The following is a 24980-nucleotide window of genomic DNA, read 5'->3' as shown; positions in this document are numbered from 1 at the left end:
TTCTCACAAAATTCAACTGCCGCAACGGTTTCCGAATTGTGAAGGATCTCTCTCTAGGAGCCTATGGGCAGAGCTTTGCGTAACCTTTGCTGAGGGGCGACACAACAGCAGGACCATCTCGACGAATCACCTGACGCCTAGACGCCCGGAGGAACGCTGCCGTGACCACGACCGTGGAACCCGATTCCGACCCCAGTCCCGAGACCCGATCCGAGCCGCAGTCTCGCTTCGGGTCGATCCTGAAATACGACGTACCGGCCTCGCTGGTCGTTTTCCTTGTTGCAGTGCCACTTTCGATCGGTATCGCCGTCGCATCGGGAGCGCCGATCATGGCCGGTCTCATTGCCGCGGTGGTCGGCGGTATCCTCGCCGGGATCCTCGGCGGATCACCGCTGCAGGTCAGCGGCCCGGCAGCAGGCCTGACCGTCGTGGTTGCCGAGCTGGTCAACCAATTCGGTTGGGGCGTAACGTGCGGCATCACGGTCCTGGCCGGTGCTGTGCAGATTCTTCTGGGAATGAGCCGGATTGCGCGCAGTGCGCTGGCCATCTCGCCAGTCGTGGTGCATGCGATGCTCGCCGGAATCGGTATAACCATTGCACTGCAACAGATTCACGTACTCCTCGGAGGAGAATCCGAAAGTTCGGCAGTCCAGAACATCCTGGCCATCCCCACGTCCGTCGCGAACGGTCAGTGGCCGTCGATCATCGTCGGCGGAATCGTCGTCGTGCTGATGTTCGCCTGGCCACGGTTGGGCGGGTTGTCCGGCGTGCTGGCCAAGGTCACCAAGGTGCCGGCCGCACTGGTCGCAGTGGTCACCGCCACCGCGGTCTCGATCTTCTTCTCCCTCGATGTCGAACGAATCGAGTTGCCCGGCAACCTGATCGAATCGCTGAGCTTCCCGATCATGCCCGACGGGCAGTGGAGTGCCTTCGCGACCGGCGTCATCACCATCGCGTTGATCGCCAGTGTCGAGAGTTTGCTCTCCGCGGTGGCCGTCGACAAGATGCACAGCGGTGAGCGCACCAACTTCGACCGGGAACTGATGGCTCAGGGCGCAGGCAACATGGCCTCCGGTGCCATCGGCGGTCTGCCGATCACCGGCGTGATCGTGCGCAGTGCCACCAACGTCAAGGTCGGTGCCAAGTCTCGTGCATCGGCGATTCTGCACGGCGTGTGGATTCTGATCTTCTCGGTACTGTTCATCTCGATCGTCGAACTGGTTCCGTTCGCCGCTCTGGCCGGACTGCTGGTGATGATCGGTGTGCAGCTGATCAAGCTGGCGGACATCAAGATTGCCAACAAGACCGGAGACATCGCGGTCTACGCGGTCACGGTCGTCGGAGTGGTGGCGCTCAACCTGCTCGAGGGTGTGTTGATCGGTTTGGCACTGTCGATCATCCTCGTGCTGCGCCGTGTCGTGTGGGCCAAGGTCAGGGCCGAGGAAACGGTCGACGGCACCTGGCGTGTCACCACCGAGGGTTCGTTGAGCTTCCTTGCGCTCCCTCGATTGACGCACGTGCTCTCCACAGTGCCCGCAGGCACCGCCGTCACCGTGCATCTGGGCGTCGACTTCCTCGATCACGCCGTGCACGACGCCCTGAACGAGTGGATGCGTCAGCACGAACTCGGCGGCGGCACCGTGAAGGTCGAAGAGGTGGGCACCGCCTCGATGGCGGCTGCTGCGGAGGGTCCGCCCAAGCGCGGATCCGCGACGGTACGCAGCTCGTTGGCGCCGTGGCGCGCATGGCAGCTCAAGAGCGATGTTGCGCAGGAAGATTCGCCTGCTGCTCTGCGGCCGGTGTTGAGTGGGGTGGCGGAGTACCACCGCACGCACGCCCCCAACATACGTCCGCACCTCGAGGGTCTGACCGACAACCAGGATCCCGACACTCTGTTTCTGTGCTGTGTGGATTCGCGCGTCATGCCGAACACGATCACCAGCAGCGGCCCAGGAGATCTGTTCACCGTCCGAAACATGGGCAACCTCGTGCCCACTCAGGGGCAGGACTGCTCGGTGGAGGCGGCGCTGGCCTTCGGTGTCGATCAGCTGGGCACCTCGTCGGTTGTGGTGTGCGGGCACTCGGGCTGCGGTGCCATGAAGGCGGTGCTGAGTGGGCCGGAGAACGCTGCGGACGCGTCCGTCGCGGAGTGGTTGGGGTACGGGGTGGCAAGCCTCGACGCGTACCGCAGCGGGCATGTGGTGGGTCGTCAGGCGGCGGAGCTCGGCTTCGGTGAGGCGGATCAACTCGCGATGGTGAACGTGGCGGTGCAGTTGCAGACGCTCACTCGTCATCGCGTCGTAGGCCGAGCCAACGCCGAGGGGCGGTTGCGAATCACCGGACTGTTCTTCGACATTCCCTCGGCACGAGTGCTTCAGATCGGTACCAAGGAGGTCACCGTGCTGGACCCGGCGAAGTGCCAACAGGAGACGGTCGGCTGAGTTTCGTCGGCAGTATCGAGGGGCCCGATTCCAAGCCCGGAATCGGGCCCCTCGGGCTTGAACGGGACGTTGGTCTGTTTCTGTGAGGCTTCCCAGTCGCTGTGACCCAGTTCACCCTCGGGTTCACCTGGTATTTACTCAACACGCCCGAGCTGTCAATTCGGCCGACACGCCGATCCAGAATCGATGCACAGGAAGAAAACTTTATGTACACGCTCTGACCTGCCGAAAAGGGAGAAACTCGGAAAGTTATACCCAGGTTATCCCCAGACGGTCAACACGGTTGTTCAACACCATCCACATTTCATGCACAGTTTCATCCACAAGCCATGTTGTGACTCCTGCCGATAGCGCTTAACGTCCGTGCAGCGTCTCTCTCGATGCCGTGCAGCGGCGACGGGACAGTGCGAATCCGGTGCCGAGAAAGCTTGTCGGTGCCCGGGGGTAGAACTTGCTACACCGCACCGCCGGGTGATATCCGACGATGCCGACGACAATGGGGAGAGGACGGCCGGTTCGCGTGGCAGTTGTGGACGATCGAGGACAGTCCGACTACTCCGGCCCCTCGTCCAGCGAGGGACCCGGCGAGGATTTCGGTCGCCAGCCCCCACAGGACATGGCCGCGGAGCAGTCCGTGCTGGGCGGCATGCTGTTGAGCAAGGACGCCATCGCCGACGTGCTCGAGGTGCTTCGTCCGGGCGATTTCTATCGGCCGGCTCACCAGAACGTGTACGACGCGATCCTCGACCTCTACAGCCGCGGTGAGCCTGCCGATCCGGTGACCGTATCGGCCGAGCTGGATCGTCGCGGTGAGCTCAAGCGCATCGGCGGCCCTCCGTACTTGATCACCCTCACGCAGACGACGCCGACGGCAGCCAATGCCGGGTACTACGCCGAGATCGTCGCAGAGAAGTCGATTCTGCGCCGCCTCGTTCAGGCCGGGACTCGCATCGTGCAGTTCGGTTACGCCGGAGCAGACGGACAGGACGTCGCCGAGGTCGTGGACCGCGCGCAGGCCGAGGTGTACGAGGTCACCGAACGCCGGACCTCCGAGGACTTCCTCCCCCTCGAGGAACTGCTGCAGCCCACGATGGACGAAATCGACTCCATCGCCAGCCGTGGCGGCATATCCCTCGGTGTACCAACAGGATTCGCCGAACTCGACGAAATCACCAACGGCCTGCACCCGGGTCAGATGATCATCGTGGCGGCTAGACCTGGCGTGGGTAAGGCGCTCGCCCTCGACACGCCGCTTCCGACGCCCGACGGCTGGACCACGATGGGCGAGGTGGCGGTGGGTGACCACCTCATCGATGCCCACGGCATGCCGACCAGAGTCGTGGCGGCCACGGACGTCATGCTCGATCGACCGTGCTACGAAGTCGAATTCTCCGACGGCACAGTCATCGTCGCCGACGCTGAGCATCAGTGGTTGACCGAGACCAGGGCGTCACGCAAGTCGGCACAAGCTGCGGCGGTCAACTACAACCGGACTCGTAATCAGAAAACCTTCGCTGCTGTGCGCACCACCGAAGAAATCGCGAACTCGGTGCGCTGTCCGACGAAAGATGCACGCATCAATCACTCGGTCACCAATACCGAGGCCGTTCAGCTGCCCGAGCGTGAGCTTCTGGTGCCGCCGTACACCATGGGTGCATGGCTGGGAGATGGAACGTCGGCCTGCGCGCAGATCACCAGCGCTGACCCTGAAATCATCGCCCGAATAGAGGGCGAAGGTCTGCACGTGGTGGCGTCGGAGAAAGCCGCACTCCGATACTCGATCAAACTTCCTGCCGAGGTCGTAGAGGCAAAGGACTGTGTCGTCTGCGGCAAGCAGTTCGTGCCGTTTCCGCTCAATGTGCGTACCTGCGGCCAATCGTGCGGAGGCAAAGCGCGCTTCATGTCCGCTCCGGTCGCTGCACCGACATGCATCGACTGCGGCAAGGTGACGACCGGTTTGCACCGCTGCCAGGCATGCCGCAGCTCGATCGGGACCGTGCAGGCGCGACTACGGACGATCGGCGTACTGGGCGACAAGCATGTACCCATCGACTACCTCCGTGGTTCCGAGGCCCAACGACGTGCGTTGTTGGCGGGACTCCTCGACACCGACGGCACGGTGACCGCGGGCGGCTCGGTTCAGTTCTCGGTGACCAGTGAGCGGCTCGTTCTCGGGGCGCGCGAGCTGATCGTCAGTTTGGGCTATCGCGTGCAATTGTCGACCAAGAGGGTCCGAGGTCGGAGCGAAGCGTCGTCGACGGCGTTCACTCTGACGTTCGCGACGGACGATGTGGTGTTCGGTCTGCACCGGAAGCAGATACTGCACAAGGAACGCCGCGCTGCCGGATCTACCGTGAGGTCGGGATCCCGATTCATCGTCGACGTTCGCCGAGTCGATTCGGTTCCGGTTCGCTGTGTCGAGGTCGACAACGCAGAGCATCTGTATCTCGCCAGCGAGTCGATGATTCCGACTCACAACTCAACGCTGTCTATGGACTTCATGCGTTCGTGCTCCATCAAGCACGGCATGCCCAGTGTCATCTTCTCTCTGGAGATGAGTCGTACCGAGATCGTTATGCGACTGTTGTCCGCCGAGGCGAAGATCAAGCTCGGCGACATGCGTTCGGGAAAGATGACCGACGACGACTGGACCAAGCTGGCCCGCCGAATGAGCGAGATCAGCGAAGCGCCGTTGTTCGTCGACGACTCTCCGAACCTGACGATGATGGAAATCCGCGCCAAGGCCCGTCGCCTCAAGCAGCGCAACGGCCTGAAACTCATTGTGGTGGACTACCTTCAGCTGATGTCGTCGGGCAAGAAGGTCGAGTCGCGTCAGCAGGAGGTCTCCGACTTCTCGCGTCAGCTCAAGCTGTTGGCGAAGGAACTCGAATGCCCGGTGGTCGCGGTCTGCCAGCTCAACCGTGGTCCGGAGCAGAGAACCGACAAGAAGCCGATGGTCTCGGATCTTCGTGAGTCCGGCTCACTGGAGCAGGACGCCGACATGGTCATTCTGCTGCACCGCCCCGACGCAATCGAGCGCGACGACCCCCGCGGCGGTGAGGCCGACTTGATTCTCGGCAAGCACCGTAACGGTCCGACCGCGACAATCACTGTGGCACACCAGCTTCACCTGTCGAGATTCGTGGACATGGCGCGGGGCTAGGGCCGACAGCGCTGGGTCGCGTATTCTCTCTGTGGATCCAACCAAGCACCCAACGCAGCAATCGACGAAAGTAATCATGCCCGAGGACCAGAACGCAGACGTTCCACCGAATCACCTCGCGATCGATCCGCGGAGCCCCTTCTACAACGAAGAGGTTCTTCGCCGGGACGTGGGTATTCGCTTCAATGGCGTCGAGAAGACCAGTGTTCGCGAGTACAACGTGACCGAGGGTTGGGTGCGAGTCGAAGTCCCCACCGCGAAGGATCGCTACGGCAATCCCATGCTCGTCAAGCTCAAGGGCACTGTCGAACCGTACTTCCGCGACGCGAAGTAGCGGGCTTCGCCGGGGTCCAGTCGAGGGTGGCCCCGGCTGCCGCTATGGATTCGAGGGCCCGCTGATGCTCGTCTTCGGTCGATCCCGCGCAGGCAGCGGAGTGCACCGTGACGCGGTAGCCCAGTGAACACGCGCGTTCTGCGGCAATGCGAACCCCAAAGTCTGTGAGGTACCCGGTGATCATCAGGTGCTGCACTCCGACCAGTCTCAGCTGAGCGTCCAGATCCGGGTTGGACCAGATGTCGCGGTCGAACTTCGTTGCGATGTGGTCTCCCGGCAGAGGCGTCATCGACGGGTGAAAGCGGGCACCGTCGCTCGCCGGGTCGGAACGCAGCGGATCGGCAGCATCGCGGCTCAGATATCGAGTACACACCACCAGTGCGCCCGCCGCTCGCTGAGCGTCACGGACCGATCCGGCGCGAGCCAAGGCGCCGGGGTCGTGTCCGAGCTCTATGATCCAGGGCTGAAAGTCGATCTCCAACAGCGCCGTTCGCGTCATGTCAGTATCGAGATCCGACTGCGGTGGGTGCATCGTCGAGCGCGATGAGATCCTGCGCGGTGAGCTGAAGCTCGAGTGCCGCGAGGTTGGCGTCGAAGTGTCCGATATCGGTGGTTCCGGGAATAGGAATCACATGGGGACCTTGGGCGAGTACCCAGGCCAATGCCACAGCGGCAGGGGTGGAGTTGTGTCTCGATGCAACCGCGGAAACCACCTGGACGATCGATAGGTTCTGTTCGGCCGCAGCTCCGGAGAATCGGGGAAGCGCCAACCGCATGTCGGTCGCCGGAAGTGCGGCGGTGTCGAGTGAACCGGTGAGGAACCCTCGCCCCAGAGGCGAGAACGGCACGAACACCGCGTCGTTCTCACCCGTCCACTCCACCATGTTTCCCGCGGGGTCACCGTCGTGTGTAGTGCCCTGCCCCAATGCGTTTCGAGTCCACAAAGATAGTTCGGACTGCACCGCAGCGACCGGATGAATACTGTGGGCCACCCGTGCTTGCTCGACGGTGACCTCGCTGAGACCGAGGGTGCGCACCTTGCCCGCCGCCACCAATTCGGACAGGGCTCCCCAGGAGTCCTCGATCGGCACCTGGTCGTCGACGCGGTGGAGGTAGTACAGATCGATGGTGTCCACACCGAGGTTCCGCAGGCTCGAGTCGCAGGCCTGCGTGAGGTGTTCCGGCGTCCCGTTTCGGGTCAGGACAGGCGCACCGCCGTCGGTGTTCCCGACCAATCCGGCTTTCGTGGCGATCACTGCATTCGTCCCGGCCAGAGCGCGGCCGACGACCCTCTCGTTGTGTCCGGCGGCGTAGGCGTCGCTGGTGTCGAAGAAGTCGATACCCGACGCGAGGGCGTGCGCCAGGATCGGTGCACCGGCAGTGTCCGAGGAGGTATCGGCACCGGTATAGGCCCAGCTGATACCCATGCAACCGAGGCCGATGGCACCGACATTGCGTCCGAGTGCCGGGACGTTACGAGTGGGAATCGACATGAATGCTCCTGTGCTCGTTGACTGATGGGGGTATGACCGCAAGACCATCACAGTCGCGACCCTGTGCGATCAGGTCCTCGTAGTGCGAGATCTTCGTTTCCAGCGCGGACCGCGCTTCGGCGAGCCGACGTTGCTTCTCGTCGACCCGTACCCGGTGCGCGCTCAGAATGTCGATCCTTTCCTGATCCGTGGACGCGCCAAGGTTCACCAGAATCACGAATCGGCGCATATCGGCCGTGGGCATCCCAGTCGACCGAAGACGAACCAGAAGTTGCACAAGTGCGACCAGTCGCGGGCTGAACGCGCGTCTACCCATCGCCGTGCGAGGAATCTCGGGTATCAGGCCCTCCCGCTCGTACCAACGCAGCGTGTCCTGCGTCAGCCCCGAGGACTCGGCCATCTCGGCGATTCCGATACTCACGTCCTCGGTATCGGTCGCGGCCGGTGAATGCGGTGCTGCGGTCATGGACCAGACGCTACGTCTTCGAGTGCACTCCAACGCAAGCCGAAATCGGCAACGATCACACACTTGTCCGGTGGATCGAGTCGTACTGCTCCCGCGCGAGAGCTGCCTCGTCCACGCTCAGGTGTGCCCGCGAAAGAGCATGGCGGCGGCCGCATCGGTGCGTTCGGAATCCCCCGTGGTGAAACGGTCGAGCAGCAGCCCTCGGAATCCGGCCCCCACGGTTGTCGCCTGCACTGAGGCCGTGGACGATTCCATCCCACAACGGGCCATCGCTGCGGCCAAAGCGTCGGTCAGTGCCCGAACGCTGTCGCGCGCGAAGTCCGCGAGTACGCCGGACTTGATGGACGCAATGCCGATGACCTGCATCAGGATTCGTGAGCTGACCTCGTCGCCACCGTCGGACATGGACTTCCACAACTCGAGCAATCGTTTCTCGAGCTGGTCGGCAGTGTCGACGTCGCCGAACATTTCGGCGAACGCCGGTCGCTGGCTGGTCAATGCCTGCACGATCAAGTTCTCACGAGAATCGAAGTAGTAGATCAGCATTCGAGAGCTGGTACCGAGTTCGGCGGCGAGCGGGCGAAGTGTCAAGTCGTCGAGACCATGGGTGCCGATGTAGTCGACGACGCGGCCGAGCAGCTCGGCACGCTTGTCATGATCGAGGGGACGGGCCATGAGTTGACTGTACCGGTCGCTACATGTATTCATGAACACCATGAGTGAACCGATCGCTACACAAACGCGGCGCAACGTAGTCATCACCGGGTACGTTGCGACGACGGCGCTGGCGGACGACGCCGACACCACCTGGGAGTGCTTGCTCGACGGTCGCAGCGGGATCGGCCCCCTCGAGAGTGCGTTCGTCTCGGATTACGACCTTCCTGTTCGCATCGGCGGGGTGTTGCAGATGGCACTGGCCGATCATCTGACCCGCGTGGAGCAGCGGAGACTGTCCTTCGTCGAGCAGCTGGCGGTAGTGCTCGGACGACGACTCTGGCGTGATGCAGGGCTGAAGGATATGGATCCGGATCGACTCGCCGTGGCAGTGGGCACCGGGTTGGGCGGCGGTGACGCGTTGATCGGGGCCGTCGATGCGATGCGGGCAGGTGGATACCGAAAGGTGTCGCCGATGTCGGTGCCGATGGTGATGCCGAATGGGCCTGCAGCTCACATCGGACTCGAGGTCGGAGCCCGTGCGGGGGTGTTCACGCCGGTATCGGCGTGTTCGTCGGGTTCGGAAGCTCTGGCTCACGCGTGGCGGTTGGTTGCAACAGGCGAAGCGGACGTCGTGATCGCGGGCGGCGTCGAGGGGAATATCGATGCCGTACCGATCGCGAGCTTTTCGATGATGCGTGCCATGAGCACTCGCAACGACGAACCGACTCGCGCGTCGAGGCCCTTCGATCGTGATCGAGACGGGTTTGTGTTCGGGGAGGCCGGAGCGCTGTTGATCGTCGAGTCGGAACAGCATGCCGTGGCTCGTGGTGCACAGATTCATGGCCGGCTGCTGGGTGCCGGCATCACCTCGGACGGGTTTCATATCGTGGCACCCGATCCGGAGGGTCGGGGAATTCGCAAGGCAATGGAAAAAGCAATCAGCGCAGCGGGTTTGAGTGCTCGGGACATCGGTCACGTGAATGCACATGCAACCGCGACTCCGATAGGTGATCTGTCGGAGGCCAAGGCCATTGCCGCCACTGTCGGCCATGCGTGTGTCTACGCACCGAAGTCCGCACTCGGTCATTCCATCGGTGCAGTCGGCGCACTGGAGGCGATTCTCACGATGCTGTCGATCCGTGATTCGGTGGCACCGCCCACGCTGAACCTCGACAATCAGGACCCTGCAATCGATCTCGATGTCGTTCGTTCGAGGCGCAGCAAGAAGATCGACTACGCGTTGAGCACGTCGATCGGGTTCGGCGGGCACAACGTCGCCCTTGCCTTCGGACGTTACTGATCAGATTCGGTATCGGATAAGTCGCGAGCTGTTGCCGACCACCGCGACCGAGGATGCGTTGTGCAGAATCGCGGCGAGTACCGGAGACAGTGCTCCACCGGCGCTGACCACGAGGCCCAGCGCGTTCACTGCGATCGACATTCCGTAGTTCTGTCGGATGACGGACACCGAGTGTCGGCCGAGATCGCGAACGTCGAGCAACCGTGTCAGATCATCGCTGGCCAAAGCTACATCGGCCGTTTCGACGGCAACATCGGTGCCCGCCAATCCCATTGCGATTCCGATGTCGGCGACGGCCAGGGCGGGAGCGTCGTTGGTGCCGTCTCCGACCATGGCGACGACGTATCCCTCTTCTTGGAGCTTGCGGACGGCGTCGAGTTTGTCATCGGGCATCACCTCGGCTCGCCACTCGGCGATGCCCAGTTCGGCGGCTACGGCCGCAGCGGTCTCGGGGTGATCTCCGGTGAGCATGACGATGCGTTCCACACCGTCGGCACGGAGCGCATTCAACACTTCCAGAGCATTCGACCGGACCTCGTCGCGCAGGCTGATCAACCCGACCAACACCCCGTCGACTGCGAGCAGCAATGGGGTCTCGGCCTGCCGCTGAAGTCGCGAGACCCAGTCGGCCGCATACTCGGACACGTCCACACTTTCGCCGCGCAGTAGAGAAGGACTGCCCAGCAGCAAGGTCCGGCCATCTGCGACCGTGCGCATCCCGAGCCCCACGAGCACCTCACACTCCTCGTGCGGAGGGATGACGATGTGGCGTTCCTCGGTACTGCGAATCACGGCCTCGGCCAGCGGATGCCGTGAGTGGATCTCGGAACTGGCGGCGTACGCCAGCACCTGTTCCGGCTCCCAGTCGTCCTGGAACGAGACGACATTGGTGACGACGGGGCGTCCGACAGTGAGGGTTCCGGTCTTGTCGAACACGAAGGCGTCGACCCTGCCTGCTTGTTCCAGATGCGATCCACCCTTGATGAGAATCCCTCGGCGAGCACCGTTTCCGATGGCGGCGCTGATGGCCGTCGGAGTCGACAGGCCTACCGCGCACGGGCATGCGACGAGCAGCATGGTCATCGCTCGTCGGACATCGCGGGTGACAAGAAGGGTGAGGGCCGACAGGATGAACGACGCGGGCACGAAGCGACGCGAGAAGTTCTCTCCTACAGTCTGAATCGGAGCGCGGTCTTCCTGTGCCTCCTCGACGCGGGAGATGATGCGGCCGATCGTCGTATCTCGGCCTACCGCAGACGCGCGGATGACTATGCGGCCCCTGACGACAACGGATCCGGCATGGATGCGGTCGCCTGCGACGATCGCCACCGGCAATGTCTCGCCGGTGATCGCCGACTGGTCGACCACCGCGTCCCCGTCGACGACGGTCCCGTCCACCGGAACGCCGACGTGATCGTGCACGACGACCTCGTCGCCGATCTCCAACCGATCGACATCGACGGAGATCTCGGAACCGTCGGGAAGCCGAATCCACGCGGTGTCCTGCGTGCCGGTCAGAAGATCCGAGATGGCGCGGCGAGTGCGCTTGAGCGTCAGCTCCTGCAGGTACTCGCCGATGTTGAGCAGCCACAGCACAGTCAAGGCAACGACATTCTCGCGGAGTACGAGACTGGCCACGGTCGCCGCACTGACGAGCGCGTCGGTGCCGGCCGATCGGTTTCCGGCCAGCGAGCGGAGTGCTCCTCTCAGGAACGGATAACCGGTGAAGATGGTGGCTCCGGTGGCCACGACACGGCTGGTGGGGCCGAGGATGGGTGGTCGCCGGAAGGCGTAGCGACGGAAGCCGAGAAGGATCAGAGCCGCGCCGCCTATGGTCATCCGTAGGACGTCGCCGCTGGTGACGTCCGCAGACCGTGGGCTACGTACGGGTACCAATCCCCAGTCGGTCGTGCGACCCGCGTTCACCGCGTCGAACAGCTCGGCCCGGTCGATGCGGGAGCGGGAGTACCAGACGACAACCGACGCGGTGCGGGGGTACGCGTGGACGGCCCGCACGCCGCGAATCTTGTCCACATGGTCTTCGACGGCGACCGCGCGGCCTGGACTCGACCTCAGCCAGTCGACGCGAATCCGCATCCGGCCGGCAGCGTCGGACAAGACTTCGATGCCGTCTGCGCGGTCGGGAGCCACACCGAGCGGGTGTTCGACGAGCGTCGTCATAGTCGGTCGACTGCCGTGGTCAGTGCGAGTGACCGTGGCCGACTTCGGTGGCCGAGGGCGGCGGTACTTCTTCGCCGAGCCGGTCGCGTGCCTCGGCGACGACATCCGACACGGCCAAACGTGCGGACTCGGCGTGGATCTCGGCCTTCCGTGCGGCGCGAAGTCCGAGTTCGGTTGCCGATACCGCAGCCTTGCGGACGGGAGTCTTCTCGTACAGCTTCTTGGCGCCGTTGTACGCGGCGACGCCGACTGCGCCTGTCACGACCGTCGATACTGCCTTCGCGACGATGATCGGAAACGCCATGTTGTAGCTCCTCGAACTCGAACCGATACCCACTTATTGGGAATCATATTCGTTTTGCTCGGCTGTGGCGACTCCGGAGTGGGGGAAGAATTATCGGATCGGCCGTGTGGCGCGGAACGCCTTTGTTGCATAGGGCAGTTCGATCGTCGTCGATCCCGTCAGTCCCACATCGTCGAACAGTGCGGTGAGATTCCGATCGATGCCGTTGCGCTCATCGGTGGTCGCGGTGATGTAGAAACTGCGCGACTTGACCAGGTCGGTCAACTGGGACCGAGTCACCGTGCGAGACCACGTCCACCGCTTTTCGTCGAGCTGATGGAACGGTTCTGCGACCGGTGGCGGACCGTCGTCGAACATGGCCAGCGCTCCACCGCGCGAGACCACCGAGTTCAGTCGCCGAACCCACGGCACCGATTCGTCTCGAATATTCCAGATCAGTCCCAGGGTGCCTCCCGGGCGGAGGACCCGGCCGATCTCGGCTGACGCGGCCACTGGCTCGACCCAGTGCCAGGCCTGTCCGAGCAGAACGGCATCGACGCTCCCGTCGTCCAGCGGGAGGGATTCGGCATTGCCGACGTGGGCGGGAACGCCGGGCACCGCGTCGCGCAAGGCGTCGAGCATGGCGGGATCAGGGTCGACGGCGACGGCATCGCACCCGGCGGCGGTGATGATGCGGGTGAGCTTGCCGGTCCCGGCTCCGACATCGGCGACAAGAGGACGCTCGCCGGCCTCGAGAACGGATTCCAGCAGCCATTCGACCGCGGCCGACGGGTAGTCGGGGCGAGCAGATTCGTACACGTCGGCGACGGTCCCGAACGACGTCGAGCTGTTATCTCGGCTAACCATATGACCAGGCTACATCTCTTGCGTCAGTCCAGTTCGAGTTCGTAGTACAGAGCCTTGGGTCCGTTGCCCTGGCCTTCGTGACAGTCGAAGCCACGCTTTTCGTACACGTGTCGCGCCGCCTCGTCGTCCTCGGAGGTGTTGAGGTCCATGTAGGTGGCACCCCTGCCGCGCGCGTGCTCGATGACGGCGTCGAGAAAGATTGTGCCGTAACCCTTCCCGCGCAGACCGGGCTGGACGTAGAACTCGGCGAGATAGGCCTCCAGGTCTGCGCTCAGCGTACCGATCCGAAATCGCAGCACGGCCACCCCGATGGCGGGAGCCCCGAATGTCAGCACGCTGGTGTCGCCGGACTTCACCAGAGTGTCGAGATGTGAGGCAAGCCAATCAGTTTCGGGCACCGGGTAGTCGTATTCACGATTGAAATCGATCAACAGACTTGCGGCCTCGATGAATTCGGCGGGATCCTGCACTGCACGTGTACCGCTGGCCGATGTCATCGCCTTGTCCTCCGTCAGTGGTCCGGTTGAACGAGATTCTTCGCATCGAGCAGACCGAGACCGGGATGCATCTCTCGCAGCGCTTTGATGGCGTGGACAGTTCTGCCGGATTCTGCGACCACTGCCTCGACATCCCCGGCGGGTACGGCCTCGGGTCCGATCTTCTCAGGAGACGTCCGGGTCCGGCTCTCTCCGTACCAGATGTACAGACCGGCGACAACCAGCACTAGCAACTTCGACCAGTTCCAGGCAGAAGGATCGGACACAAGGTCGGTGATCGTCAGGAACGCGAGCGCGGCCAGCAACGCGGCAAGCCCGTAACGCTTCCAGGGGCGTTCTTTGGCCTTCATGCCTTTCATGCTGTCACCGCACCCCGATATGGGCAACGGCTCAGCGTCGCAATTCGGTATCGAGTCGGGCCATGAGCACGCCGAACCTCGAGCGCCCGGCAAGGGGTGGCGGAAATCGTCCCAGAACCGCTCGAACGGCGTGGTCGGCGTGGTTGCGAACCCATTCGATCTGCTCCGCAGCCGCTTTCGGGTCGGCGAGCATCAGATGCACGGCAGCTCCGAGAATGTGTTTGACCTGATGGGGGCTGTAGAGCGGATGGAGAAAGGCAGCACCGGCGGCGTGCATTGCGGACAGTGCGGCGTCCGTGGCCGCAGATGCCGGCACCTCGCGGGCAGCTTTGTGCGCTGCCCAAGCGAGTTGGCGTAGTGCTGCCGTGCGCTGGCCGGTCTCGGCAAACGCCTCGGCACCGTCGATTGCCGCGCGTGGACGCACATCGTCGGGGTGGACAATCTCGTAGATCGGCAATGCCCGTCGGGCGCAGGTAGCTGCGAAGGCCGTCACGCGTCGAATGTCGTCGAGGCTCAGTTCGACTTCTGCAGTCCCGGCCACCTCATGCCTCTCGAGTTCGCCTGCGCGTGAGCACGAATCCGAACTTGCCGAGGACGAATCCGGCCAGTGCACCGAGAGCTGCGGTAGCAATGGGGACTACATACAGCCACGTGGAAGACACTCCTTGCGACCGGCAGGGGAACTGTCTATTCAACTTGTCCATGGCTTGATCGCTCATCGTGGCTCCGTACAGCGGCTCGTAGCTTCCGTAGTAAACGACGTCGCTCGGGTCCGTCGTCATTTCGCCGATCAGGTACCAGCCCAACGGCACCAATCCGACAATGAATCCGAACAGGAGCAGAACGACGACGAGATTGCGCACCATCTCAGGCTATTGCCCCCGTCAACCGTCGTACACCTCCGTGGTGATGCAGAAGGGGTGGCCGGCGGGGTCGAGGAGAACTCGCCATCGGGGGTCCGGCTGCTCTGCTGCTTCCCTGGCACCGCATTCGACCGCGTAGGCGACGGATCCGGCAAGGTCCCCTCCCGCATCCACGTCGAAATGCACGATGGAAGTCGAGGGCCATACGGGCGGGATGTAGTTCTCAACCGTCTGCGCAACGATGCACAGGCCGGATTGTGTGCGAAGCCCAACGCTCTCGGAGTTCTCCCACAACAACTCACCGCCGAGTAGCGCGAGATAGAAGTGCGCGAGTTGCACCGGATCGGCGCAGTCGATGGACGTCCCCGCTACAGCGAGGTGTGTTCGCGGCATGTCATGAGAATACGGTCGGCGGTGACCTCAGTGTCCACAACTCGGCTCAGAATCGGAAAAGCGTATCGGCGTAGAAATAGTGGACACTGATCGCACATACCGAGAAGAGCCCGGCCGCGAAATGTCAGCAGTACAACTGCGCAGTAGCCCTCGCGCGTTGGGCCAGTTCGTCTCGAAGTGAATTCGGCTGCAACACAGTGACGCCGGGCCCGCAGTGCCACAGCGCTCCCGTGGCGTGATCGTGTCCGGAGAACTCGATGACTGCGAGGTGCCGTCCGTCGTCCTGCATGTCGTCGCTGATCACTCGAACTACGTTCTTCGTCAACGATATCCACTCCGAATCGTCCACGAGGCAGGTGATTTCGATGTGGGCCAAACTCGCGCGAAAGGATTTCCAGTGTGCCGTGAACGCCGCTTCCAGATCCACGACATCACTGCGGTCAGCGGACTCGTCGAGCATGTCCAGACTGTCCATTCGTGATACTCGATAGACACGTTCGGTGCCGTCGCGCGCGGCGAGCAGGTACCAGTGATCACCGGCGTACACGAGTCCGATGGGGTCCAGGATTCTCTCGGCTACCGCACCGACACGATTGCGATACGACACGCGTATCCGCTTACCGTCGACGACGACACGCTGCAACTCCGGCAGATGGTCCTCGGGTTCGTGGGGATAGGCAAACCCGTCGGGCCGGACCAGAATCCGTTGTGATGCAGTGCTTGCCGCTGCTCGGTGCGCCTCGGGTATCGCGGCGGCGACTTTGCGCATCGCGCGCGCGAACGCCGGGGTCGCGACTCGTCCGGAGCCGGAGGCCAGCAATGCCGTTGCCTCCTCGGCGGTCAGTCCGGTCAGCTCGGTCCGGTAGCCGGGCAGCAGACTGATGCCGCCACCGCGACCGCGATCGGTGTAGACCGGGATGCCCGCCGAGGACAACGCTTCGATGTCGCGCAATACGGTCCGCGTCGATACTTCGAGCTCCGCTGCGATGTCGGCAGCATTCAGTCTGCCCCGGTGTTGGAGCAGCATGACGATGGACAACAAGCGGTCTGCGCGCACCCGAAAAGTCTCTCACCAAAACATGACAGAAGGTGTCATGTTCACCCGATTTACTTCTGTCCAGGAGGCCGCAACGGCGGCCGCGGAACGGAAGGCCGAACAATGAACACCATCGAGACCACGCAACAGACAGATCCGCGCGAGGTGTATTTCACGTCCGCCGCATGGGTGAGCGGGCTACTCGGTGCGGTGCGAACCGAACAGCTCGACCTTCCCACCCCGTGCGACGAGTTCGACGTCCGGACGCTGGCAGGTCACCTCGTCGCGACGGTGGCGAGGCTGATCGCGATCGCCGAACTGGGTAGCCCGGACTCGGTGTCGCCGTACTCCGCCGATCACGATGTGGCAGCGTTCGACCGGCTTGTGGTCGAGGCGCGCGCGGCGTGGGCCGACGACGCAAGGCTCGACGCCCCCGTCGTGGTTCCGTGGGGCGCGGTGCCGGGTCGATCTGCGGTGTGGGGGTACGCCCGGGAGCTGTTGCTGCACGGATGGGATCTCGCGGTGGCAACAGGCCAGTCGGCCCGAGTCGATGCCGCTCTCGTTTATCCGGTGGCCGAAGAATTCCGAACGATGCTGCCGGCGGAGGCCCGGGTTCCGGGAGTGCCGTTCGGACCTATCGTGGAGTCGCGCCCGGACGCAGGGCCTTTGGAGCGCCTTGCGAACTTCTCGGGCCGCTCCTCGGACGGTTGGGTGTAGCCGAAAGCTTGACCTCGAGTGCGCTCGAGGTTGCAGGGTGGGGTCATGCAGATGACTTTCGACGAGTTGCCGCAACTCATGACACTGATGACTGGCGACGAGAAGCACAGCACCAGTGCCACTTCGACACTGGATGTGCTGTGGGTGCTGTACTCCGACGTTCTGCGGCTCGACCCAGCGAATCCCGACGACCCGGACCGTGATCGGTTCTATTTGTCCAAAGGGCATGGTCCGATGGCGTACTACGCCGTGCTTGCGGCGCGCGGATTCTTGACGCCGAACGAGCTCGCGTCGTTCGGCAGCTATCACTCTCCGCTGGGCAATCATCCGGATCGCACGTTGGTTCGCGGGGCCGATATCGGTTCGGGATCGCTCGGACACGGTTTGGCGCTGGCCGCAGGAACTGCTGTCGCGCTGCGTATTCAGAAGAGAAGGGCTCGGGTCTTCGTACTGATCGGAGACGCGGAACTCGACGAGGGCAGCAACATGGAGGCCATTCAATTCGCGGCGCGCTCGAACTTGGGCAATCTGACGGCCGTGGTGATCGACAACGACTCTGCCGGGCTGGGGTGGCCCGGCGGCATCGCGTCGCGGCTCGCGGTCGAGGAGTGGTCCACATCCGACGTCGACGGTCGAGATCACGATGCTCTCCGCGAGGACTTTCGCACCGATCACACAGACCGGCCGCACGTGATGGTCGCTCACGTCGAAAAGAAGGAGAGCTGATGAGCGCATCGCTGGACCAACGTGAGTACTTCTACCGTCTGCTGCCCCCACTGTTGGCGCAGAACGAGCGAACAGCGTTGGTGTTGGCCGAGATCGGGGTCGGATATCTCGAACCGCACCTCACTCCCGATATCCGATCGCGGGTGATCAACGTCGGGATTCGAGAGCAGGCGATGATCGGTGTTGCGGGTGGTCTGGCCCTGGCCGGAATGCGTCCTATAGTGCACACCTTCCCGCCGTTCCTGATCGAGCGGCCCTTCGAACAGGTGAAACTCGATCTGGGGCATCAAGACGTCGGAGCGATCCTGGTGAGCTCCGGCGGGTCCTACGGGTGGCCGCAGGGCGGCGAGACTCATTTCGGTCAGCGAGATGTCGCTCTCCTCGACACCTTGGGCGGGTGGACGGTCCACGTTCCTGGGCACGTAGACGAGGTCGAGTGGATGATGAGCAGTGCGGCGTCCACCGACGATCGCGTCTACATCAGGCTGGACGGGGTGTCCAACGATCGTCCGTACGGACAGCCCGATTGGACGTTCACCGTTCTGCAGCGGGGACATTCGGGAACGGTGATCTCCGTCGGTCCGATGACGGACCGGGTTCTGGCCGCAGCCTCGGGGCGCGACGTGACGGTGCTGCATGCGTCGACGATCAGGCCGTTCGACAGCGCCACACTACGAGAGACGCTGACTGCGCCGGACATCATGATCGTCGAGCCGTATCTCGCGGGAACGTCAGTGCTGCAGGTCGATCGGGCACTGGCCGATATGCGGCATCGCGTGCTGGGAATCGGGGTGGAGGGGGGAGAGCGTCGCAAGTACGGCACAGTGGCCGAACACGATCGGGCCAACGGCCTGGATGTCGATGGGCTGTCCCGATCGATGGACGACTTCTTCGCCTGATCAGCCTCGGCGTCGCTCGTATCTGCTCTTGGCAACGTTGTAGGCGGAGTCCAGTAGTTCTCGAACATGTGTCTCGGTCTGCGAAGACGGGTTGACCACCGACAGCCAGCCGGCAGTGCCGTACTGAGGGTGGGCGGCAATGGCGTCGTCGCGGTCTGCCTGGGGTGCGTCGGCCGCCTCGCGGGGCGTCACTCCCAGGATCTCCTCGAATTCCTGCTTTCCTGCAACGATATTGACACGGAACGCGCCTGGCCTGTTCAGTTGGGACATCTCGTCACCCGGGTAGTTCTTGGTCACGATCGTTGCGAACGGCTGAGTGGTCGGGATCGTCCCGTCGGGTGAGTAGTAGAAGAACGCATCGCCCCAAGCGAGTTCGGGAGTTCCATCACCCTCTCGAGGGCGCTGCGTCACGGTGCCCTCGAAGCTGCCGACCAAGTTCACGATGTCGTCGAGTGTCATTCATCGATCGTCACATGTTCGGCAGCTTCTGCCCAGAGTTCAGCCCACTTTGTAGGTTCCCGTACCGGTTGCGACGAGGCGGCCGGATTCGGTCCCGACGATGTCGACTCGACACGTCTTCAGGCTCCGGCCCGCGTGTATCCGAGTACCGACGATGTCGACACCCTCGGCATACACCGGCTCCATGAACTGCACAGACATGGAGACCGTGACGCCCCGAAGCTTTTCGGGCACTGCGGATCCGGCCCATGCGGCGGTCATGATCCCGATATCGATGCAGCCGGCGATCACGCCACCGTGCAGCATCCGGCCGACGGTGGACAGCTCGTCGCGGTACGGCAGCCGCAGTCGAGCTGTGCCCTCGTCGATGTCGACCAGCTCGATGCCCAGTTGCTGCACGAACGGTGACTGCGGGAGGAACATGGTCATCGCCGCGCTGCCGCTGTCCGGTGCCTGTACTTCGTTGGCTGTCATCGCTACCCCTCTATCGTAATTGGATTCCGATATCAGAATCAGAGTACGATAAAGTTATGGTCTTGGATACCCCCACCGACAAGCGGAAGCGTCGAACGCACAACGCTGTGCTCGACGCCGGTCGGACGCTCTTCCTTCGGCACGGCTATCGCGGAACGACGATCGAGATGCTCACTGCAACAGCAGATGTGGCAGTCAGTTCGATCTACGCCAACTTCGGGGCAGGCAAGGTCGACGTCTACGCGGCTTTGGCGTGGCGAACGGCGCTCACTCACGTCGAGCAGATGTCTGCACCCGTCGACGCGGTCGACCCCGTCCGTGTGGTTGCCGAGTTCCTCGATCGGTACATCGCGTTCCACCGCGAGAATCCACTGGCGCTGCGACTGCTGGCGCTGACGGATGTGGACAAGTCCGAGTCCGCATCGGTCGGCGAGGCGAAGAACAGGATCGACACAGCACTCGGAGAACTCATCGATTCGGTGACGCGAGCGGTGGAGGACGCCGGTACCGACGTCGTCCCCCGGGCATTGGTTCTGAATGCCTGGGCGGCGATGAACGGCGCTGTGTCACTGCGACAGCGACGCATCGTCGATCAACCGATGCTCGACGCGATGCTCGCCATCACGCGGGCAGATATGCTCCGTCACCTGACAGGCGCGTCCGATGAAAACCGGTGACCGCCCGCCCGGGCGGAGAGTCAGGCCCTCGCGGTGGAGACCGCGCGTCGGATGATCTGTTCGATTCCGTGGACGTCGTCGGAATCTCGTGGTGCATAGAGGAAGACATAGGTCTCGGGCAATCCGAGGACCGGGCGTCCGGCCAAGGGGTGCAATTCGCCCCATCCCGCGGAGATGACGGTCTGGGCGTCGTCCGGCTGCATCACCACGTGCATCGAGCCTTCGCTGTCGTGCACGTGCAGGATCTCCCCCTTGGTTCGGGCGATCCAGGGTGCGGCGCTATCGGTGTTCGATAGATACAGCGCGTCGCCTCGTCGCTCGAATCGACTGCGCTCCAAATGAAACGGCGATTCCGATCCGGCTTCCTCGGTGACGGCGGCAGTCAACCGCTCGATCAGGGCAGGGGTACCCCGATCGGTGAGTTGGCGATGGGGTATCGGGTACGGCGCGATCGACGGCCGTGGTCCGGATCGGGGCTCCAGATGCCAGTGCAGACCAGGACTCGATGTGCCGGCGACCGTCAGAGGATCGCGTCGAGCAAGTGGCCTCAGGGCAGTGGTGATCAGCCAGCCACCGACGTTGGCGGGAAGTCCGCCCGGCCCCAGTTCCATCCACGCGGCGTAGTCGTTCTTGACGTTCTGCACAGTCCCCCCCCCGGGTCACGTAAGTCTGCACCAACGTAACCCACTGTGGCGCGGCCCTGACTCCGACCACGTGTACATCTCGAGATGTACGAGGAGATACTCACGCAGACCGATGTGGCGCGACCTGCTGATTCGTAACGTTGTTCAGGTCAACGACACAGCGATATCGGAGGAACCGTCATGCACGCCGCAACACTTCTGTCTCAGCAACCGTCCACCACCGAACAGGTGCTGGGGTGGGGTTTGGGAACCGTCGTTCTGCTGGCGGTGCTCGGCGCGGTCGTACTGTTCGTTGCTGCGCTGGTCAGCATCATCGGCTCGCCCAACTACACGGTCGCAGGCCGGGCCGTGTGGATCTTCGTCGTACTGGCGTTCCCGTTCCTCGGTCCCCTGGTCTGGTTCGTGTGGGGTCGGAAGTCGACGTTTGCCGTCGATGCCTCGAACGCTCTCAGATGATCGACCCGATCGTGCGTGCCGCATCGGCGAACTCTCCGGGGTCGGGGCCCGCGTAGTTGAGTCGAAGGTATTTTCCGGCGGGTTCGGCGGGAAAGTAGTCGTCGCCGGCCCCGACGATCACACCCGCCGACTTGCATTCCTGCACAACATGTTCCAGATCGGAGTCGTCGCGCAGGCGCATCCAGAGATTGAGTCCACCGCGCGGCACCGCATCGAGATGCCCTCGGGGTGCGAACTCGATGAGGCTGTTCGCCAACAGGTCTCGACGTGAAGCCAACTGAGTGCGCAGCCGCCGCAGATGAGTTCGCCAAGCGGGTTGAGTGACGACGTCCAAGGCGACGGACTGCAGAATCCCGCTGACATACATCGATTCGGCTCCCGTATCGGCGAGGATGCGCTCGTGTGCGGGCCCGCGAGCGATCAGGCCTGCCAGGCGAACCGAGGGCGACACCGTCTTGGTGAGTGAGCGAAGGTACACGACATGCCCGGCGTCGTCTCGTGCAGCCAGCGGACTCGGCTCCGAGGTGATGCCGAAATCGTGGGCCGAGTCGTCCTCGATCAGAAACGCGCCGTGGTGTCGAACAGTGGCGAGGACCTGCTCGGACAATGCGGGCGACCACTGTGCACCGGTGGGGCTGGCGAATGTCGGTTGGGCATAGAACGCCCGAGCTCCGGTGTGCGCGAATGCCCGGGCGAGCGCGTCGGGGTCCGGACCGTCGACGCCGCTGGGTATCGGTACGACGCGGACACCTGCCTGGGTGGCGGCAAGGATCGCGCCCCAGTACGTCGGGGACTCCATGAGCAACGGCCGACCGGCACCGACAAGCGCCCGAAATGCAGTGCTGAGTCCGGTCTGGCTGCCGGGAATGATGACGACGTCACTGGCCGACGGTGGCGTGATACCCAACGGTGTCGACGCCCCCAACTCGGCTGCGAACCATGCCCGCAATTCCGGCAGTCCGGCGGTGGGTGGCCGAGCGATCACCGCGTCGGTGCGGGACGCCCGAGTGAAGGCCGCGTGAACGAGACGCTCCGGCAACAACTCCCGAGCCGGATAGCCCGAGTGCAGTGCAATCACGTCGCTCGATGTCGACTGCAGAGCCGCCGGAAGTTGCAGGCGATTGTCCGGCGCTCCCAGCGCTGCAGTCTGCCACCCGTAATCGTTGGGGCGGGCCGTACGCACCGTCCTGACGAATGTGCCGACGCCAGGCCTGCTTTCGATGACGCCTTGCGCGATGAGCGTGCGGAGAGCCTTCTGTACCGTGACCGGGCTTGCCGAATGCTCGGCGACCAGGGCGCGGGTGGACGGCAGCCGGGCTTCCGGTGGCGCGGTCGCAATCCAGGTTCTCAGTGCAGACACGATCCGGGAACTGCTATCGTCGGACATGACACAGCATAGTAGCGCTACTCGGTCTGGGACGGGTCTGCTATCCCGCGCCGGACTGCTCTGGGGCCTGGCGGGCGTCACGGCGTTCTCGTTCACGGTGCCGCTGACCCGCGTCGCCGTCACCGGTGGCCTGTCCCCGCTCTTCGTCGGCTGCGGTCGCGCTGTGGTCGCCGCCGCACTGGCTGCGGTAGCGCTCGCCGCCACCGGGCAACGACTCCCGAAGGGGCGGCAGTGGATTCGGCTCGCGGTGATCGCAGCCGGTGTTGTCATCGGCTTCCCGGTGCTCACCTCGTACGCCCTCACCACTGCATCGGCGGGACACAGCGCCGTCGTCATCGCGTTGCTCCCGGCCGCCACCGCCGCCACTGCGATCATCCGCGAACGGCAACCGGTCCGGCCGATGTTCTGGGTGGTCGCAGGCGTGGGTGCCGCCGTCGCGGTCGGGTTCGCCGCCGTACAAGGCGGACAGTCGACGGGGTTGCAGTGGTCGGACCTGTTGCTGCTCGGCGCAGTGGTCGCCGCAGCGGTGGGATACGCCGAGGGCGGCCTGTTGTCGCGAGAACTCGGTGCGTGGCAGACGGTGTCGTGGGCGCTGGTCGTGTCCGTACCGGTCACCGGCGCGTTGGCAGCGTTCGCGTGGTGGCAGCAGCCGTCGACAGCAGGGGCATCCGAGTGGGTGGCCTTCGGCTACCTGGCGGTGGTGAGCATGTACCTCGGGTTCTTCGCCTGGTACCGGGGACTGGCGATCGGTCCGATGTCCAGCGTCAGCCAGGTCCAGTTGATCCAACCTGTGCTGACCATCTGCTGGGCCGCGATCATCCTGCGCGAGGGCTTGACGTGGCCGGTGCTCGTGGGTGGAGCGGCGGTCATCGTGTGTGCAACAGTGGCGGTCCGGACCCGGATGTCGCCGACCGTTCGGCGGGAGGAGTTTTCGAAATGACGAAATCGATCGATCAGGCGCGCAAGCTCGAGAACGTGCGCTACGACATTCGTGGACGCATTCTGGACAAGACCGAAGAACTCGAGGAGCAGGGGCACACGATCCTGCGGCTGAACGTCGGCAATCCTGCCCCGTTCGGTTTCGAGGCACCGGACGAGATCATGATGGCGATGATCCGCAACCTTCCCACCGCACAGGGCTATTCGGACTCCCGGGGCCTGTTCTCCGCCCGCACAGCGGTGGTCCAGTATTACCAGACCAAAGGCCTGACCGATCTCGATGTCGGTGACGTCTACCTCGGCAACGGGGTATCGGAATTGATCACCATGACGATGCAGGCCCTGTGCAACCAGGAAGACGAAATATTGATCCCGTCGCCCGACTATCCGCTGTGGACCGGCTCGGTGGCCCTGGCCGGAGGCATACCCGTCCATTATCTGGCCGACGAAAGCCAGGATTGGGCCCCGGACTTCGAGGACCTCGAAGCCAAGATCACACCCCGCACCCGCGCGATCGTGGTGATCAATCCCAACAACCCGACGGGGGCTGTGTATCCACGCGAGGCACTGCAGCGATTCGTCGATCTGGCCCGCAAGCACGATCTGATTCTGCTGGCCGACGAGATCTACGAGAAGATCGTCTACGACGGTGCGGAGATGATCAATCTCGCGACACTGACGGGCAAAGATGTTCTGTGCCTGACCTACTCGGGCCTCTCGAAGGCGTACCGGGTATGCGGATTTCGGGCGGGATGGCTGGCGATCACCGGTCCGCGTCGACGCGCGGCGAGCTTCATCGAGGGCATCACCCTGCTGTCCAACATGCGGATGTGCGCGAATGTGCCGGCGCAACACGCGATACAGACTGCGCTCGGCGGCAGGCAGTCGATCGAAGATCTCCTTCTTCCGGCGGGCAGGCTGACCGCGCAACGTGACCTCGCGCATCGCATGCTCAACTCGATCGACGGAATCAGCTGCGTGCAGGCAGCGGGTGCGCTGTACATGTTCCCCAAGCTCGACACCGACCGCTTCGGGATCGTCGACGACGAGAAATTCGTACTCGACCTCCTCGAATCCGAGAAGATCCTCGTCAGCCACGGCCGCGCCTTCAATTGGGATGTGCCCGATCACTTCCGGCTCGTGACCTTGCCCAACGTGGACGATCTCGCAACGGCGCTGGAGCGGCTCGGTAACTTCATGAGCTCGTATTCGCAGTAAGACTTCTGCTCGAGCTGATTTTAAGTCGATGCCGGGTCGTGGGTGGGCTCG

General features: G+C 63.5%; 28 protein-coding genes. 11 read left to right on the top strand and 17 right to left on the bottom strand.

All coding sequences use genetic code 11. The features are described from left to right. The first annotated feature begins 161 nt into the window (after positions 1-161). The 3 genes from CH302_RS10320 to CH302_RS10310 all read left to right on the top strand — a co-directional run bounded on the left by CH302_RS10320 (position 162) and on the right by CH302_RS10310 (position 5938). Positions 162-2441, top strand: coding sequence for a SulP family inorganic anion transporter (locus CH302_RS10320; protein WP_037195205.1), 2280 nt, complete (start codon positions 162-164; stop codon positions 2439-2441). Between the two features lie 616 nt (positions 2442-3057). Continuing rightward, positions 3058-5604: a replicative DNA helicase gene (dnaB, locus tag CH302_RS10315; protein WP_371828463.1), complete on the top strand. Its 2547-nt coding sequence runs from the start codon at positions 3058-3060 to the stop codon at positions 5602-5604. Positions 5605-5680: 76 nt separating this feature from the next. Then, the gene (locus tag CH302_RS10310) at positions 5681-5938 is read left to right on the top strand and encodes a DUF3297 family protein (protein ID WP_037195199.1); all 258 of its coding nucleotides are present in this window, start codon (positions 5681-5683) and stop codon (positions 5936-5938) included. Here the strand turns inward: CH302_RS10310 and CH302_RS10305 are convergent. From CH302_RS10305 to CH302_RS10290, 4 genes are all read right to left on the bottom strand, one after another. Beyond that, entirely contained in the window at positions 5898-6437 is a 540-nt protein-coding gene (locus tag CH302_RS10305; protein ID WP_037195195.1) for a cysteine hydrolase family protein, read from the bottom strand. The genes CH302_RS10310 and CH302_RS10305 overlap by 41 nt on opposite strands. Before the next feature lies 1 nt (position 6438). Next, positions 6439-7431, bottom strand: a complete 993-nt coding sequence (locus tag CH302_RS10300; RefSeq protein ID WP_037195193.1) for an aldo/keto reductase — start codon at positions 7429-7431, stop codon at positions 6439-6441. Next, positions 7412-7897, bottom strand: coding sequence for a MerR family transcriptional regulator (locus CH302_RS10295; protein WP_052048063.1), 486 nt, complete (start codon positions 7895-7897; stop codon positions 7412-7414). The genes CH302_RS10300 and CH302_RS10295 overlap by 20 nt, the downstream gene beginning before the upstream one ends. Before the next feature lie 117 nt (positions 7898-8014). Beyond that, positions 8015-8572: a TetR/AcrR family transcriptional regulator gene (locus tag CH302_RS10290; RefSeq protein ID WP_037195191.1), complete on the bottom strand. Its 558-nt coding sequence runs from the start codon at positions 8570-8572 to the stop codon at positions 8015-8017. Between the two features lie 31 nt (positions 8573-8603). Between CH302_RS10290 and CH302_RS10285 the strand changes: the two genes are divergently transcribed. Next, positions 8604-9854: a KasA/KasB family beta-ketoacyl-ACP synthase gene (locus tag CH302_RS10285; protein WP_371828460.1), complete on the top strand. Its 1251-nt coding sequence runs from the start codon at positions 8604-8606 to the stop codon at positions 9852-9854. Here the strand turns inward: CH302_RS10285 and CH302_RS10280 are convergent, their stop codons facing one another. From CH302_RS10280 to CH302_RS10240, 9 genes are all read right to left on the bottom strand, one after another. Next, positions 9855-12035 carry a heavy metal translocating P-type ATPase gene (locus tag CH302_RS10280; RefSeq protein ID WP_052048062.1) on the bottom strand — a complete coding sequence of 727 codons (2181 nt, stop codon included), beginning with the start codon at positions 12033-12035 and terminating at the stop codon, positions 9855-9857. Positions 12036-12054: 19 nt separating this feature from the next. Then, positions 12055-12339, bottom strand: a complete 285-nt coding sequence (locus CH302_RS10275; RefSeq protein ID WP_037195626.1) for a DUF1490 family protein — start codon at positions 12337-12339, stop codon at positions 12055-12057. 90 nt (positions 12340-12429) lie between these two features. Then, positions 12430-13185 carry a class I SAM-dependent methyltransferase gene (locus tag CH302_RS10270; RefSeq protein WP_037195189.1) on the bottom strand — a complete coding sequence of 252 codons (756 nt, stop codon included), beginning with the start codon at positions 13183-13185 and terminating at the stop codon, positions 12430-12432. A 23-nt stretch (positions 13186-13208) separates the two neighbouring features. Further along, a complete protein-coding gene (locus CH302_RS10265; RefSeq protein ID WP_037195188.1) occupies positions 13209-13682 on the bottom strand; it encodes a GNAT family N-acetyltransferase in 474 nt (157 codons plus the stop codon). Positions 13683-13696: 14 nt separating this feature from the next. After that, the gene (locus CH302_RS10260; RefSeq protein WP_037195187.1) at positions 13697-14032 is read right to left on the bottom strand and encodes a hypothetical protein; all 336 of its coding nucleotides are present in this window, start codon (positions 14030-14032) and stop codon (positions 13697-13699) included. A gap of 40 nt (positions 14033-14072) precedes the next feature. Then, on the bottom strand, positions 14073-14582 hold the full coding sequence (locus tag CH302_RS10255) for a putative immunity protein (protein ID WP_037195185.1): 510 nt from the start codon (positions 14580-14582) through the stop codon (positions 14073-14075). 1 nt (position 14583) lies between these two features. Further along, complete coding sequence (locus CH302_RS10250; RefSeq protein WP_141216619.1) at positions 14584-14904, bottom strand: hypothetical protein; 321 nt, start codon at positions 14902-14904, stop codon at positions 14584-14586. A gap of 21 nt (positions 14905-14925) precedes the next feature. Continuing rightward, positions 14926-15297: a VOC family protein gene (locus tag CH302_RS10245; protein ID WP_037195181.1), complete on the bottom strand. Its 372-nt coding sequence runs from the start codon at positions 15295-15297 to the stop codon at positions 14926-14928. A gap of 124 nt (positions 15298-15421) precedes the next feature. Then, positions 15422-16354, bottom strand: a complete 933-nt coding sequence (locus CH302_RS10240; RefSeq protein WP_037195180.1) for a helix-turn-helix transcriptional regulator — start codon at positions 16352-16354, stop codon at positions 15422-15424. Positions 16355-16456: 102 nt separating this feature from the next. On the opposite strand from CH302_RS10240, the gene CH302_RS10235 reads away from it, so the two are divergent. From CH302_RS10235 to CH302_RS10225, 3 genes are read left to right on the top strand one after another with little or no spacing between them, the layout of a single operon-like run. Next, positions 16457-17050, top strand: coding sequence for a TIGR03086 family metal-binding protein (locus tag CH302_RS10235; protein WP_037195178.1), 594 nt, complete (start codon positions 16457-16459; stop codon positions 17048-17050). A 45-nt stretch (positions 17051-17095) separates the two neighbouring features. Then, a complete protein-coding gene (locus CH302_RS10230) occupies positions 17096-17776 on the top strand; it encodes a thiamine pyrophosphate-dependent enzyme (protein ID WP_037195176.1) in 681 nt (226 codons plus the stop codon). Beyond that, the gene (locus CH302_RS10225) at positions 17776-18675 is read left to right on the top strand and encodes a transketolase family protein (RefSeq protein ID WP_037195174.1); all 900 of its coding nucleotides are present in this window, start codon (positions 17776-17778) and stop codon (positions 18673-18675) included. Before CH302_RS10230 ends, CH302_RS10225 begins: the two co-directional genes overlap by 1 nt. Here the strand turns inward: CH302_RS10225 and CH302_RS10220 are convergent, their stop codons facing one another. Both CH302_RS10220 and CH302_RS10215 read right to left on the bottom strand, forming a co-directional pair. Beyond that, the gene (locus tag CH302_RS10220; RefSeq protein ID WP_037195172.1) at positions 18676-19134 is read right to left on the bottom strand and encodes a DUF6194 family protein; all 459 of its coding nucleotides are present in this window, start codon (positions 19132-19134) and stop codon (positions 18676-18678) included. 39 nt (positions 19135-19173) lie between these two features. After that, the gene (locus tag CH302_RS10215; protein WP_037195170.1) at positions 19174-19608 is read right to left on the bottom strand and encodes a PaaI family thioesterase; all 435 of its coding nucleotides are present in this window, start codon (positions 19606-19608) and stop codon (positions 19174-19176) included. Positions 19609-19664: 56 nt separating this feature from the next. On the opposite strand from CH302_RS10215, the gene CH302_RS10210 reads away from it, so the two are divergent. Further along, positions 19665-20285: a TetR/AcrR family transcriptional regulator gene (locus CH302_RS10210; RefSeq protein ID WP_037195168.1), complete on the top strand. Its 621-nt coding sequence runs from the start codon at positions 19665-19667 to the stop codon at positions 20283-20285. Positions 20286-20305: 20 nt separating this feature from the next. Here the strand turns inward: CH302_RS10210 and CH302_RS10205 are convergent, their stop codons facing one another. Continuing rightward, positions 20306-20929, bottom strand: a complete 624-nt coding sequence (locus tag CH302_RS10205) for a luciferase domain-containing protein (RefSeq protein WP_037195166.1) — start codon at positions 20927-20929, stop codon at positions 20306-20308. A 180-nt stretch (positions 20930-21109) separates the two neighbouring features. On the opposite strand from CH302_RS10205, the gene CH302_RS10200 reads away from it, so the two are divergent. After that, positions 21110-21385 carry a PLD nuclease N-terminal domain-containing protein gene (locus CH302_RS10200; RefSeq protein WP_037195164.1) on the top strand — a complete coding sequence of 92 codons (276 nt, stop codon included), beginning with the start codon at positions 21110-21112 and terminating at the stop codon, positions 21383-21385. Here the strand turns inward: CH302_RS10200 and CH302_RS10195 are convergent. Beyond that, on the bottom strand, positions 21378-22772 hold the full coding sequence (locus CH302_RS10195; RefSeq protein WP_037195162.1) for an aminotransferase-like domain-containing protein: 1395 nt from the start codon (positions 22770-22772) through the stop codon (positions 21378-21380). The genes CH302_RS10200 and CH302_RS10195 overlap by 8 nt on opposite strands. Between CH302_RS10195 and CH302_RS10190 the strand changes: the two genes are divergently transcribed. Both CH302_RS10190 and CH302_RS10185 read left to right on the top strand, forming a co-directional pair. Then, positions 22771-23712 (top strand): DMT family transporter, encoded by a 942-nt coding sequence (locus CH302_RS10190; protein ID WP_037195160.1) that lies wholly within the window; start codon positions 22771-22773, stop codon positions 23710-23712. The two genes, CH302_RS10195 and CH302_RS10190, sit on opposite strands and share 2 nt — an antisense overlap. Further along, on the top strand, positions 23709-24929 hold the full coding sequence (locus CH302_RS10185; RefSeq protein ID WP_037195158.1) for a pyridoxal phosphate-dependent aminotransferase: 1221 nt from the start codon (positions 23709-23711) through the stop codon (positions 24927-24929). The genes CH302_RS10190 and CH302_RS10185 overlap by 4 nt, the downstream gene beginning before the upstream one ends. The last annotated feature ends 51 nt before the right edge of the window (positions 24930-24980 follow it).

The organism is Rhodococcus sp. 15-2388-1-1a, from assembly GCF_002259145.1.
Taxonomy (GTDB): Bacteria; Actinomycetota; Actinomycetes; order Mycobacteriales; family Mycobacteriaceae; genus Rhodococcoides.
This window is presented reverse-complemented; position numbering and strand designations above follow the sequence as displayed.